Here is a 13,893-nt window from a genome sequence, read left to right on the forward strand (position 1 = left end):
AGCTTAGTTCAGGATCAAAAGAGTGTTACGCCAGCGGTTTTAATGGCTTCATCTATTATTTATAAAAATATTCGCCACAAGGAATACCATGCAGATTCGAAAAGGATTAAATACCGACCTCGCACGTCTTGAATGCTGTGACTTTTCATTCACCGTCAGTCACGTTGCGCGGGAGCCTTTTATACATTGTGATTTGCATATCGACGCTGTCGCCGTGCCTTATCGTAAAACGTATGAGCTCGATATGCAGACCCTTGAAAATCATTGCGTTAATCCGGATGCCATATTTCTTGTGGCCGAAACAGATGAGGGAGAAATTGCCGGTTTTATCACCGCGTCAATGAGCTGGAATAAATTTATCGCCGTTGACTATATTGCCGTTGAGCGCACGAAACGCAGAGCTGGCGCGGCGCAAAAATTGATGGCGGCCGCACACGTGTGGGCGCGAAGCGTCAACGCGGCTGGATTAAGGCTCGAAACCCAGAATGTGAATGTTTCTGCCTGCCTGTTCTACCGTCATTATGGCTTTACGTTAGGCGGATACGATCGTTTCCTCTACAACGCATTACCGGAAAAAGACGAAATCGCCCTGTTCTGGTATTACATGCTGATCTGACCCTGGCTCTAACGGATATTGGCGGACGAAAGCGATTAGTCTGAAAATTATCCACCCGGCGCGCAAGGGAATGTGCGTCAGAATATGACTCACCTGCCTCCCTTCATTTTTCTGTCACTTAATTTCAATACGCTTACATGATTTTGACAATGACGTTAAGGAAAGAAGAGTGAATTCAATGGCTAAGGCATTACTGCTGGCATTACCTGTTTTGAGCGCGACCGCCACGGCAGCCGACCACGAAATCTGTGAGCCGAAAGCGTATGAGATGGCGCTGCGCTACCAACAGAAATCGGCAGAAATTATGGCACTACAGCTGCAGACCTATCGTTTCGCCACCGAGCGTTTTAACGAAAAAATAAAAGGGCTGACTGCGCCTGAGAACTATGCCGTTGTGATGGATCTTGATGAAACGGTGCTGGATAACACTCCGTTACTGGCGCGTGATGCCGAACAGTGCCACGACTACACGAAATGGGACACCTGGAGTGACTGGGAAAAACAGGGAAAACCGGGATTAATTCCTGGCGCGAAGGCGTTTCTTGATCGCGTGAATCAAAGTAAGGTCCGTATTTATTATGTATCTGACCGCATGCAGGAAAACAAAGCAGATACGCTCAATACGTTAAAATCCCTTGGCTTACCGCAGGTTTCAGAGGATAGCGTTCTGCTCGATACGGTCAGTAAAGAAGCCCGCCGCCAGAGCATCCTGAAGAAACAGCAGATAATCATGCTCTTCGGTGACAGCCTGCCTGATTTCGCCGCGCAATTTAAAAACAAAAAGCCGAGCGAAGCGCAGCGTGAACTCGTTGAGGCCAGCGCCGATCGCTTTGGCAGTGACTGGATCGTACTCCCCAATGCCGCGTATGGCTCGTGGTCAAAAGCCACGCTTGAAGGCTGGAAAGCCCCGCTGAAGCAATAACGTCTGGCTTGCCGGGTGGCACATTGCTGCCACCCGACATTTGACCCGACCTATCCATCCCGTTTATAGGTCCTATCATTATCAGGCGGGTTCATATAATTTTACGGAGAAGTAAGATGAGCTCTTTCTGAAGGAGACCCTTATGCTGACCGTAAAAAAACTTGCCCTGACAACGCTGATTTCCAGTTCGTTATTGTTCTACCCTGCGCTTCAGGCTTCGGCAGAAACGCCCCAGCACGTGGTTAAACAGCCTGCCGGGGGGTACAGTGTGCAGGTTGGCGATATTATGGTGACCTCGTTTACCGACGGTACCGTGGCGCAAGACCTGCACAAATTACTTCGTCGGACGACCCCGCAGAAAACCGATGCGTTGCTCACACAAAATTTCCAGACCAACCCGGTAGAGGCGTCCATTAACGCTTTTCTGATTGCGCTACCCGGCCACAAGATTCTGGTGGATACCGGCTCAGGCCAGCTTTTTGGCCCCGGTAACGGCGGGCGACTGATTGAGAGTCTGGCAACGCAGGGGATCGCGCCGCAGGACATCACCGAGATTTTACTGACCCATGCACACTCCGACCATGCCGGTGGCCTGGTCAAAGATGGCAAGGCGGTGTTTACCAATGCGCGCGTTTTTGTCGGCAAACCTGACATCGACTTTTTCTTTAACAACGATAATCAGAAAAAAACCGGCTATGACCAGAACTACTTCGATGTCGCGCAGAAAACCTTAAAACCGTATCGTGATGCCGGCAAGGTGGTTCCTTTTTCCGGAACCTCGCAGCTTCTGCCCGGGATAACCGGCACGGTTCATCCGGGCCATACGCCTGGCTCGGCCTTCTATACGCTGGAAAGTAAAGGCGAGAAAATCACCTTTGTCGGCGATATTATCCACGTCGCGGCGGTACAGTTCCCGCAGCCCGCCGTGACCATCGCCTACGACCAGGATCAGGACGGTGCGGCACGTGTCCGCCAGGATGCTTTTGCTGATTTTGTGAAAAACAGAGACCTTGTCGCAGCACCCCACCTGCCGTTCCCGGGTATCGGTTACGTCACAAAAGGCGAGCACGGCGGTTACGCCTGGGTGCCCGTCACCTACACCAATCGCGACAGCCACAGCGCAAAGTAAAACGGATAACACGATGACGCCCGTTGCTGAGATGGATATCGACCTGATCCTGACGCTGGATGCATTGCTCCAGGATCAGAACATCACCCATGCGGCCGCGCGGCTCGGCATCAGCCAGCCCGCGATGTCCTCCCGTCTGGCGCGCCTGCGTTCGCTCTTTGGCGAACCGTTGTTTATCCCTTCCCCACATGGACGTGGGGTGTTGCCCACGCCCAGAGCGGAGGCGCTAAGGCCGCAGGTCGTGACCGTATTGCAGGGCATTAACGCGATGTTTGCCCCCACCACCTTTGATGCGCAAACCAGCCAGCGGACATTTGTGATTGCCCTGCATGAAAATCCGGCCCTGATGCTGGGTGCCGAACTGCTTAATCAGTTCCGGGCCCATGCCCCGGGGATCCGCTTGCGATTCGCGCTGCCAGAAATGGCAACCCTGCCACAGCAGCTGGAAAAGGGTGATGTGGATGTCTATATCGGTGTGAGCGCCGGCGCGCACGACGGCTGGGTAAGACGTAAACTTTTCGATGACCAGTTTGCAACAGCCCAGCGAAAAGGCCACCCCCGCGGTGTCGGGCCACTGGATCTGGAGCACTATTGCGCACTCTCTCATCTGGTGGTCTCTTCAGAGGGTGACCCGTTTACCGGCTTTGTGGATCAAACCCTGGGCGGACTGGGGTATCAGCGCAACGTGGTGATGTCCACGCAGAGCTACGCCATGGCACCTCCGCTTGTCGCCAGCACGGACCTGCTCTGCACCTTACCGGAACGTATGCTGCAACGCTTTGCCTCGACGCTGGATATCTTTCCCCCGCCGCTGCCGCTGCAGCCGATTACCATCAGCATGTACTGGCACCCGAAAAACAGTCAGGATCCGGCAAGCCTCTGGCTGCGCGAGCAACTGCTGCTGGCCGCGGGACGTCAGATGTGATCGAGGGTATGCAGGAATTTCTTTAACACCTCTGAGCGAATGATCCTGTGGCACACCAGCTTCAGCTCGCTTTCCCTGAGCCTGTCAATGATGTCGACGTACACGACATTCTCCACGCTGACTGCCCTGGCGGAGACCGGCAGTAGCGCCATGCCAAACCCCGCAGAGACCAGGCTGATGACAGTAGGTACGTCGGTGGCGTTTTGTACCACCTCAGGCTGGAAACCTGCACCGTAACAAACGTCATAGAAGTACTGTTCGAGGCCCATTCCCTTCGGGTCGCGCAGGGAGATCCATTTTTCGTCTTTCACCGAGGCGAGCGTAAGCGCGGACGATTTTGCCAGAGGATGCTGTGAAGAGAGCGCCAGCACCGTTTTCTCGGACGTAAACGGGCGGCTTTGCAGGTCGTCAGGCAGAGACGGCAGCGGCGCCCGGATGATGGCCACATCCAGCTGGTTGCTTTGCACGGCGCTATAGAGCGTCTGCACATTCCCCGTCATTAGCGACATGGTGATGGCAGGCCACCGACTGTGCATCTGGCGCAGCGCGGCAGGCAGCCTGGTGTCAAACATGGCGCTCGATACGCACCCGAGATTCAACACCCCTTGCTCCCCCCTCGCCGTTTGTCTGGCGTCCAGTACCGCCTGTTCCGTCAGGGCGATGGCCAGCCTGGCTTTCTCCAGGAAAGCTTCACCGGCCGGCGTCAGGGTTAAACGGCGGTTCGCCCGGCTAAAGAGCGTAACGCCTAACCGTTCCTCTAACGTTTTAATCTGCTGACTCAGCGCGGGTTGTGCCATGTTCAGGCGCTCCGCAGCCCGGTGCATGTGAAGCTCTTCCGCAACGACAATGAAATTACGCATCTGACGAAATTGCATAACGCTTCCCCGAATTTTCGATAATAAATTTATTATCAAAATAGCAGTAATGATGCAATTGATGCTATGGGCTATTGCCATAAAAATGGAGGCATGCAAACACGGGAGGAAAAAAATGGAAAGCCCAGTCAACGATCTCAGAAGTGCCATCGCGTTACTGCAACGCCACGAAGGACAGTATATTGAAACGGATCATCCGGTGGATCCCAACGCGGAGCTGGCGGGTGTTTATCGACACATTGGTGCGGGCGGCACGGTGAAACGCCCTACCCGAACGGGCCCGGCCATGATGTTCAATAACGTTAAAGGCTATCCGGATTCGCGTATCCTGGTGGGCATGCACGCCAGCCGGGAAAGAGCGGCACTCCTTCTGGGATGTGAACCCTCGACGCTCGCGCAGCACGTCGGTCAGGCCGTGAAAAACCCGATCGCGCCGGTTGTTGTTCCGGCATCGCAGGCCCCTTGCCAGGAGCAGGTATTCTACGCTGACGATCCTGATTTTGATCTGCGTAAACTGCTTCCGGCCCCGACCAACACGCCGATTGATGCTGGCCCGTTCTTCTGTCTGGGGCTGGTACTGGCAAGCGATCCGGAAGACAGTTCGCTGACTGACGTCACGATTCACCGTCTCTGCGTTCAGGAGCGCGATGAGCTTTCCATGTTCCTGGCCGCGGGGCGCCACATTGAGGTCTTTCGTAAAAAGGCTGAAGCAGCCGGAAAACCGCTGCCGGTGACGATCAACATGGGGCTCGACCCGGCGATTTATATCGGCGCCTGCTTTGAAGCGCCCACGACGCCGTTTGGTTATAACGAACTGGGCGTTGCCGGGGCGCTGCGTCAGAAACCGGTCGAACTGGTGCAGGGCGTGGCGGTAAAAGAGAAAGCGATCGCGCGGGCTGAAATCATTATCGAAGGCGAACTGCTGCCAGGCGTGCGCGTTAGAGAAGACCAGCATACCAACAGTGGCCATGCGATGCCGGAGTTTCCGGGCTACTGCGGCGAGGCAAACCCTTCTTTGCCCGTCATCAAAGTGAAAGCCGTCACCCTGCGTCACCAGGCAATCCTGCAAACGCTGGTGGGGCCAGGTGAAGAGCACACCACGCTCGCAGGCCTGCCAACGGAGGCCAGCATCCGCAATGCCGTTGAAGAGGCCATTCCGGGCTTCCTGCAAAATGTCTATGCGCATACCGCGGGCGGCGGTAAGTTCCTCGGCATTCTGCAGGTGAAAAAACGCCAGCCATCCGATGAAGGACGTCAGGGACAGGCGGCGCTTATCGCACTCGCGACCTATTCCGAGCTGAAAAACATCATTCTTGTCGACGAAGACGTGGATATTTTCGACAGCGACGACATCCTGTGGGCGATGACCACCCGCATGCAGGGAGATGTCAGCATCACCACTATTCCAGGGATCCGCGGCCACCAGCTGGATCCGTCGCAGTCGCCGGATTACAGCACGTCGATTCGCGGAAACGGCATTTCCTGTAAGACCATCTTCGACTGCACGGTACCGTGGGCGCTGAAGGACCGCTTCGAACGCGCGCCGTTTATGGAGGTTGACCCACGTCCGTGGGCACCAGATTTGTTTGACACAAAACACGACTAGCGCGTTCGCGATACAAAAGAGCGTATGGCTTTCGGGTCATACGCTCTTCTGTTTTTCATCGCAGGCAAAAAGGGAAATTGCCGCTTCCCCTGCTTTCTTGTACCCTTTCGTCGTTAACCCCAACCCCACAAGAACTGAGACATCCGGACGCTTATGACTGCACACCTTTCTAAAGACCCTTTACATGGCGTAACGCTGGAGATGCAGGTCAATGCCCTGGTTGCACGATATGGCTGGAGTGAGTTGGGCGATCGAATCAAAATTAACTGTTTCAGAAAAGACCCAAGCGTTAAATCGAGCCTGAAATTTCTGCGCCGCACGCCCTGGGCTCGCGCAGAAGTTGAAGCCCTGTATCTTGATTCCCTGAATGATGAGGGGATCGCAGAACCGGACGAACCCGCCTTTAACCCCTGGGCTAACAGTCGGATAACCAAGAGCTAAAACGCAAATGACGCGACATGTAAAACGGATTGGTGCGCTGACTGCCTGCGCACTTTTACTTGTTAGTTGCTCCTCAAAACCACCAAAATCACTGGTAACGCCTCTCCCGACCGCGAGCAAACCGACCCAGCAGGCTAACGAGCCGATGCGTGGGATCTGGCTGGCAACCGTCTCACGCCTGGACTGGCCCCCGGTGGCCTCAGTGAATGGCCGCGATGCGCAAGACCGTATCGCGATGCAAAAACAGGCCCTGACGAACAAGCTCGACAAGCTTAGGCACCTCGGTATCAATACCGTGTTTTTCCAGGTCAAACCGGACAGCACGGCGCTCTGGTCGTCTAAAATTCTGCCGTGGTCAGATATGCTCACCGGCAATATCGGCGAGTACCCGGGCTACGATCCGCTGCAGTTTATGCTCGATGAAGCGCACAAACGCGGCATGAAAGTCCATGCCTGGTTCAACCCTTACCGTGTTTCAACCAATACCAAACCGTCGACCATTGCCGCGCTGAACCGCACGTCGTCATTGCAGCCTTCCAGCGTTTATGTCCAGCACCCGGAATGGATTCGTATTGCCGGCGATCGTTTTGTGCTCGACCCCGGCATTCCGCAAGTGCGTGACTGGATAACGCAGGTGGTCACCGAAGTGGTTGCGCACTATCCCATTGATGGCGTGCAGTTTGACGACTATTTCTATACCGAATCACCGGGATCCGCGCTCAATGACGCGCAGACTTTCAGACAATACGGTCAGGGATTTGCCTCTAAAGCAGACTGGCGCCGCCACAATACACAGCAGCTGATTGTGCAGGTCTCCCGGGCCATTAAGCAGACGAAACCGGGCGTGGAGTTTGGTGTCAGCCCGGCTGGCGTATGGCGTAACCGCTCATTCGACCCGGCAGGCTCAGACACGCGCGGTGCCGCAGCCTACGATGAATCCTATGCCGACACGCGTCAGTGGGTGCAGCAGGGTCTGCTGGACTATATCGCGCCACAAATTTACTGGCCTTTCTCCCGGGATGCGGCGCGCTATGACGTGCTGACGAAATGGTGGGCAGAGGTGGTGAAACCGACGCATACCCGCCTGTATATCGGCATTGCGTTCTACAAGGTAGGTGAACCGTCGAAAAATGAACCGGACTGGACGGTTCAGGGCGGCGTGCCGGAGCTGAAAAAACAGCTCGATCTGAACGATTCACTGCCCAACGTGAATGGCACGATCCTGTTCCGCGAAGATTATCTTAACCAGCCGCAGACGCAGGAAGCCGTCAGCTACTTGCGCGGACGCTGGGGTAGCTGACCGGTCAACATCAGGCAGAAACACCCTGTTTCTGCCTGTTTTTGACTACGGCTTCGGCCCAAACATCGCCTCAAGCTGTTTTTCATCCGGCATGCCGACCACCTGCTGAAGCTCATTATCGGCATTCAGATAATAAATGGCGGGCGTAGCGTTCGCGCCCAGGTTGTCCATTAACGTCTGGTGTTTTTGCAGTATGTCGACGGTTTCACGGGATGCAGTGCCCTGCGGTTTTGGCAATTTTTTCCCGCCAGAAAGCTCGTAATCACGCCATGCCGAAACGGGATCTTTCGCATTCAGGATAGCGGAGGCATTACGCCCACTGTTGGGGTTGAGAAACGCCACCAGCAGCGTATTAAGCTGCACCTTGCCCGCCTTCACCCACGGCTGCGCCTCGGACCAGAATTGCTTGCAGTACGGGCAGAACGGATCGGCAAAGACGAAGACTTTGCGCGGAGCGTTATCCGCCCCCTCTTTCAGGGGATGCGCCGCATTCAGTTGCTTCCACATTTCGCGTCCCATCGGGGCGTAGATCTCTTTCTGGAAATAGCCTTCACTCAGGTTTTTTCCTTTTTCATCGTACAGATAGCCAGAAATTACGTGCTTGCCGTCAGGGGTTAAAAACAGCGTAACGCCCATATCCTGATACTGCCCCAGCCAGGCCGGCGCGCCCCCTGGCGCATCAATTTTCTTAATGATTTTGATATTCTGCTGCTCGCTGAAGAGCTTCACCACATCCGGTATCGCTTCAGCGGCCTGTGCCAGCCCTGACGTTGCCAGCACCGACAGTAACAGTAATTTTTTCATTTTCCGCTCCGGGATCATTGGGGGCGAACCGCCCCCTTCACGTTAACGATTTTTCAGTGCGTCACTGACCATTTCATCGAACTGTTCAAAAGGAACCCAGCCCGGGAGTAACCCGTCGCCAATCAGCGTGGCCGGTGTTCCCTGGATACCCATCTTTTCGGCGATGATCAGGCTGCGTTTGATCGTCACCAGGCTCTCATCATCAGGCGTTGTGACGTTCACCCCGGCCCGTTTTTGCGCCTCCTGAATGCTGGCGTCATCGTGATATCCCTTTTTGGCCATCAGGGTATGGTTAAATTTCATAAACTGCTCAGGATGCGAGCGCCAGACGGTTAAGGCATCGCGTGCTGAGGTCAGTGAACTTTCCGACCGGAAAGGCAAAAACTTAAATACCACCGCCACATCCGGGTGTTTTTCGACGATCTTTTCCAGGTAAGGATCGAATTTCTTGCAGTACGGGCAGTTGTAATCCGTAAAGACCACCAGGGTGAGCTTCGGATCCTTAGCGCCAATGCGCGGCGAGTCCGGGTCGTTAAACAGAAAGTCATAAACCATCTTCTGTGCACGTTGCTCCTGTTCCGGCGTCATGGTCTGCGCCGCCATCACCTGCGCTGAGGTCAACAGTAGCAGAAGCGTAATAAGGATTCTTTTCATAATACATTTAGCCTTTAGCGTTGTTCAGGGTGGCAATAAGCGTGTCTTTATCCAGCAGCGGCGAAAGCATCTCCCCCTCAGGGAAGCCCGGGCCGTACACCTCATTAAACGGGATGGCGTAACGGTTTCGCTTTTCAAGGAATTCGGCGATAAACGCTGAAGGCTTGCTCCAGTCGCCACGCAGCGCCACCACGTCCGGCTGGCTAAGCGCGGCAATAACGTCAGGCTGATTCAACACCCGATGCTCGTTCACCTTGCAGGTAACACACCAGTCCGCGGAGATATCCACGAAGACCCGTTTGCCCTGCGCAAGGGCACCCTGAATAGCATCTTCACTTAGCGGTTGCCACGGGATTGCCTGAGCGACGCTTGCGGTGTTTGTTACAGGCGGTGAGGTAAGCAACCCGCGCAGCTGGTACCCGCCAAAGGCTGACAGCGCGATCACCACGCACCAGAACAGTGGCGAGGTTTTATGCCCGGTCATCGCAAGCAGTGCGATAGCGACGACGATAAGCACTAACATCACGCTCTGGCTCACCGCCTCACCCAGATGAGGGCTAAGCAACGTCACCAGCCACAGGCTGGAAGCCAGCATCATCAGGCCAAGAATAATCTTCAGGCCGTTCATCCAGCGACCGGGTTTTGGCAGCAGCATGGCGGTTTTTGGAACCAGTGCAACGAACAACCAAGGCAAACTCATCCCCACGCCGAGCATCAGGAAGATAAGCCACAGGGAATGCAGCGGTGCGCCAAGGGCAAAGGCCACCGCCGTGCCGAGGAACGGCGCAGAACATGGTGTGGCCAGCAGCGTTGCAAACATCCCTTCGCAGAAACTGCCGGCAAGCCCCGTTCCCCCTGCCGTTGCCAGCCGTCCTGCGGCGGCAGAAGGCAGCAGCATCTCAAACGCCCCGAACAGATTGAGTGCGAAGAGGAAGGTCACCGCAACCATCAGGCCAATAAACCACGGATTCTGGAACTGAATACCCCAGCCCAGCGAGGCACCGGTCAGCTTAAGCGCGGTGACCATTGCGGCCAGAAGCATAAAGGAGACCAGGATCCCGGCACTGGTTGCCAGAAAACGGAGCCTGATCATCCGTCTGTCTGAGCCCGCATGGAGCACGCTGTTGAGCTTCATGCCCATCACCGGCAGCACGCAAGGCATCAGGTTCAGAATCAACCCGCCCAGTAGCGCAAAGAGCACCATTTTGCCGGTTCCCTCAGACACGCCCGCCGCTGACGGTTCCGCGGGCGTTGCCCCGACGGTCATCACGGTTTGCTGCGCTTTATCGCCATTGGTGAGCACAAACGACAGCGCTTTTCCCTGCAGCGAAGTGGGTTTATCTCCCCACTCATCGGTCACGGGCACCGTTACCCGAAGCTGATTGCCGTCGGCTTCGAGGGTCGGTTCACCGGGAAGAATGTCGCCTTCCAGCGGGTCAAAATAGATCCCCGGCTTGTCCCATTGCCCTTGCGTGGTTCCCGTAATGATCAGCTTGTCGTCTGATAACCAGGCTGACAGGTCTGCGGACACGCCAGATGTCGCGGGAATGGCCTGCATCGCGCGTTCAAACGCGTGGCTGAATCCCTCATCCACCGGCTGGTTAAAATCAAGGTGCAGCTTATAGTCCGTCAGCAGACAGACATTACTGCACGTGGAAAGGGTAAGCGTCCCGTCGAGCGCATCCCCCGCCGCACCGTCGAGAGTGATGGGGATGATGACCTTATCGTGATAGCCCTGGGTGGTCATCCCGGAGATATCAAAGCGCGAAGGCACCGGCCAGTGCCAGTCATCCGTTACGCCAGCCGGCCAGGTGATTTTCGGGGCTACGCCGCCCTCGCCGGGTGAACGCCAGTAGGTTTTCCAGCCTGGCTGCAGCTCAACGGTGAGCAGCGCGAGGATGCGGTTTTGCTCCCTTTCCGCCTGAACGCGGATCCGGGCATGATCGTTTTGCGGGGAAACCAGCCAGCCTGTATCCGCCGCATGGACAATGCCGATGCAGGACAGCCACAGGAAGACGAATCCCCTGAAGAGGTTAAACATGTTTTACTCCGTGAATAGTGAAAATTATCGTGTGGTGACGATGCTTTTCATTCACGGAAAACGCAGTTTTTGAGGTGTATTCGGGGAGGCGGTGCATGAACGGGCTGTTCTCTCGGAACGCATGCCCGCCCTTGCGTAAGCAACTGAAGTAGCGCGAAGAAGATGATAATCGCCGGTAGCGCACCATCAAAGAACAGTGGCTGAGCACAAAGCAGCGAGTGTGCGCCTAACTGACACGGCGATGGCCCGGACGGCTCAGCGTCGTTGGTTTGAACCGGGGCATCAGCAATCAGGGTCGTTTGCGGATCCAGTCCCTGCAAAAAATGGTTGAGATAAACCGCACGCTGCACCAGGCAAATAGCCATCGCCAGACATGTGATTATCAAAAGCCATTTTCCCAGAAGCTGACGGTTGCGCATAACGTTCCAAATTTACCAGACGCCCCGATCATAAACGATAGTGATGAATCTACAAGTCCTGACAATGTAAGGTTTTGTCTGTCGGCGTTAGTCACCGGTCAGCGCATCATAGACGTCCCGCAGTCGCGTGCGCAGGAAAAGCACCGCCTTGTGCTTACGCGATAACAGCGCCTGCTCGCTGGCCCCGGTTTCCTCTGCCAGCATTTTAATGCTGTAGCCCTGGAGCTCCGTTTTTTCAAAAACCTCGCGCTGAGGGGGCGGAAGTTCAGACAGCGCCTGACCCAGCTCTTCCCACAGCAGCGTTTTGAGGTACTCCTCCTCCGGCGTATGCGGGACACCGAACAGGGTTTCCGCCAGTTCATCTTCGGGGAAGTCCTCATCATCCCCGGTAAAATATCCTGAAAGAGAGACCTCACGTTTTTTTCGTGCCCGGTCGGTCATCTCATTACGCGCCGCGCGAAACAGCCAGGCGGCGACGTTTTCGACCGGCTGCTCCACTTTCATCAGCTGATAGGTGACTTCCTGCAAAATATCGTCGGCATCATCGCGCACGGACGTTCGTCCGCGGATAAAGGCTTTCAGCCGGGCGCGGCAGGCATTGAGCGCCGACATCAGCAATGACTCTCCCGCCAGCCCGGTTTTCATCTCGCTCACTCTGCTTCCGGCGTTTTTGGCGCGCTGTCGTCGCGTTTATCTTCACGATGACCGTGCCAGCCGCAATGCCCGCGACCATGGCGACCAAAACCTTCGCGACGCTGCTGAATAAACGCCTCACGCTGTTCGGGGGTCATGTTCATCCAGCGTTCGTGCATACGACGGTGCGCGCCGAACATCCCCGGGCGGAAACCCAGCCCGCCGAACAGGATCCGGCTTAATACCAGAATTCCCAGCGCCTGCCAGAAACCGATGGCTTTCACGCCAAGAATGGCCGGGAGTAAGGCATTCCACAGGGTCATGACCACCAGTCCCAGCACAAGGACGATTACCGCACCTATCACCAGCCCTTTACCCATACGGTGGCGACCAAACCCGCGTCCGTGCCCTCTTCCGTGCATATCGAAATCTCTCATGGTGTTTACCTCATTTACAGTGATTGATTATGGCTTGTGATGAGGTAGACGGATGAGGCGGGGAAATATTGCTGGGGAGAATATAAAATTTTTTGTGCTTATGGATTTTAACGCATATCACTCACGACGGGTGGGCGCTATGCGTCGCCTCCCGACACATCATCTCGTACGAAAAATTCGTTTAACTAATGCGGTGGCGATAACGGCCAGGATGATTGCCAACAACGCAAGGAAAATGAGTGAGGATAATAGCGGGTTTAGCATGCCACCTAAACGGGTGAAGTCGCTGGTCGTTAAAAGGCTTAAAGTCACTCATACCATATGCTTACCAGTTCGCCGTTGGTATAGCGCTCTTTTTGCCGGGTGACGGGCTCCGGCAACTGAGGCTCCAGGCATAACTGAAATGTGATGCGCCGTTTTCCTCTTAAGAAATAAAACGACCTGCATTTTAAGTGTCGGTCTTTTGCTTAATCCAGGCATCAGTTTTGCCATGAAATGATGTCATCCAGACCTGAGAGCATGTCGGGAAAGTAACTCTCATCAATCTCGAAGGAATCGTCAAGGGTAATACTGTCAGCATGGTTTTCAGGTTTCAGTACCATACTAACGGCAACAGCACCGGCAAAATGCGCCTGATGAAACTTAAGCATAACCTGCTCGAATGCCGAGGTTAAACTAATATCTTTACACTTTATCCCTGTCTTTAAAGCCTGGTGGAGAGCATGTGTATCATTCCTGAACTGCTCTAGCTGACCGACAAAAAACTCTGCAGCAAACTCAGTTTTTAAGACAGGGACCGAGAATTCAACCCATACCATAATACGGCTATAGGCAGGTACCTCCTCTTCAGTCAGCCTTTCATAGGGCGTTAATTTAAGGTGCCTGTCACCACTTGTGATATCTATCATGATCCCCTCTTCACGGCATGTACTGAAAATACATGATTGTTCAGTTAGTCTCCCTGAACAGAACCTCAAAACGATAAGACTTGTAAATATAATTGCCTTTGTTTTTCCTGTCTTCCACAAGCTGCAACCTGGGTGCTGTCGCGATTTTCCAGTTACGCCAGACATTAAAAAGGCTCCCTCAGG

At 54.8% G+C, this 13,893-nt stretch carries 15 protein-coding genes; 7 read left to right on the plus strand and 8 right to left on the minus strand.

The window, feature by feature from the left end; translation table 11 throughout:
- Positions 1–88 precede the first annotated feature (88 nt).
- The 4 genes from L462_RS16230 (at position 89) to L462_RS16215 (ending at position 3,592) form a co-directional block, all read left to right on the plus strand.
- A complete protein-coding gene (locus tag L462_RS16230; protein ID WP_020884118.1) occupies positions 89–616 on the plus strand; it encodes a GNAT family N-acetyltransferase in 528 nt (175 codons plus the stop codon).
- A 178-nt stretch (positions 617–794) separates the two neighbouring features.
- Positions 795–1,538, plus strand: coding sequence for a 5'-nucleotidase, lipoprotein e(P4) family (locus tag L462_RS16225; RefSeq protein WP_020884117.1), 744 nt, complete (start codon positions 795–797; stop codon positions 1,536–1,538).
- Between the two features lie 142 nt (positions 1,539–1,680).
- Positions 1,681–2,667, plus strand: coding sequence for an MBL fold metallo-hydrolase (locus L462_RS16220; protein WP_014170098.1), 987 nt, complete (start codon positions 1,681–1,683; stop codon positions 2,665–2,667).
- Positions 2,668–2,680: 13 nt separating this feature from the next.
- Positions 2,681–3,592, plus strand: coding sequence for a LysR family transcriptional regulator (locus tag L462_RS16215; RefSeq protein WP_032678176.1), 912 nt, complete (start codon positions 2,681–2,683; stop codon positions 3,590–3,592).
- Here the strand turns inward: L462_RS16215 and L462_RS16210 are convergent.
- Positions 3,583–4,467, minus strand: a complete 885-nt coding sequence (locus tag L462_RS16210; protein WP_032678177.1) for a LysR substrate-binding domain-containing protein — start codon at positions 4,465–4,467, stop codon at positions 3,583–3,585. The genes L462_RS16215 and L462_RS16210 overlap by 10 nt on opposite strands.
- 115 nt (positions 4,468–4,582) lie before the next feature.
- Between L462_RS16210 and L462_RS16205 the strand changes: the two genes are divergently transcribed.
- From L462_RS16205 to L462_RS16195, 3 genes are all read left to right on the plus strand, one after another.
- Positions 4,583–6,073, plus strand: coding sequence for a UbiD family decarboxylase (locus L462_RS16205; RefSeq protein WP_020884113.1), 1,491 nt, complete (start codon positions 4,583–4,585; stop codon positions 6,071–6,073).
- A 153-nt stretch (positions 6,074–6,226) separates the two neighbouring features.
- Complete coding sequence (locus tag L462_RS16200; RefSeq protein WP_014170105.1) at positions 6,227–6,514, plus strand: VF530 family protein; 288 nt, start codon at positions 6,227–6,229, stop codon at positions 6,512–6,514.
- Positions 6,515–6,521: 7 nt separating this feature from the next.
- Entirely contained in the window at positions 6,522–7,814 is a 1,293-nt protein-coding gene (locus tag L462_RS16195) for a glycoside hydrolase family 10-like protein (protein WP_032678178.1), read from the plus strand.
- A 45-nt stretch (positions 7,815–7,859) separates the two neighbouring features.
- Here L462_RS16195 and dsbG read toward each other — a convergent pair whose 3' ends face one another.
- The 7 genes from dsbG to L462_RS0123420 form a co-directional block, all read right to left on the minus strand.
- Complete coding sequence (gene dsbG, locus L462_RS16190; protein WP_032678179.1) at positions 7,860–8,618, minus strand: thiol:disulfide interchange protein DsbG; 759 nt, start codon at positions 8,616–8,618, stop codon at positions 7,860–7,862.
- Between the two features lie 42 nt (positions 8,619–8,660).
- Positions 8,661–9,272, minus strand: coding sequence for a DsbA family protein (locus L462_RS16185; protein ID WP_032678180.1), 612 nt, complete (start codon positions 9,270–9,272; stop codon positions 8,661–8,663).
- A 7-nt stretch (positions 9,273–9,279) separates the two neighbouring features.
- Positions 9,280–11,313 (minus strand): protein-disulfide reductase DsbD family protein, encoded by a 2,034-nt coding sequence (locus tag L462_RS16180; protein ID WP_032678181.1) that lies wholly within the window; start codon positions 11,311–11,313, stop codon positions 9,280–9,282.
- Positions 11,314–11,360: 47 nt separating this feature from the next.
- On the minus strand, positions 11,361–11,732 hold the full coding sequence (locus tag L462_RS16175; protein WP_020884108.1) for a hypothetical protein: 372 nt from the start codon (positions 11,730–11,732) through the stop codon (positions 11,361–11,363).
- Between the two features lie 87 nt (positions 11,733–11,819).
- Complete coding sequence (locus L462_RS16170; protein WP_172425432.1) at positions 11,820–12,377, minus strand: RNA polymerase sigma factor; 558 nt, start codon at positions 12,375–12,377, stop codon at positions 11,820–11,822.
- A gap of 5 nt (positions 12,378–12,382) precedes the next feature.
- Complete coding sequence (locus tag L462_RS16165; protein WP_014170113.1) at positions 12,383–12,802, minus strand: hypothetical protein; 420 nt, start codon at positions 12,800–12,802, stop codon at positions 12,383–12,385.
- Positions 12,803–13,281: 479 nt separating this feature from the next.
- Positions 13,282–13,710, minus strand: a complete 429-nt coding sequence (locus L462_RS0123420) for a WapI family immunity protein (RefSeq protein ID WP_080964462.1) — start codon at positions 13,708–13,710, stop codon at positions 13,282–13,284.
- Positions 13,711–13,893: the final 183 nt, after the last annotated feature.

The organism is Enterobacter sp. BIDMC 26, from assembly GCF_000534435.1.
Lineage (GTDB): Bacteria > Pseudomonadota > Gammaproteobacteria > Enterobacterales > Enterobacteriaceae > Enterobacter > Enterobacter ludwigii.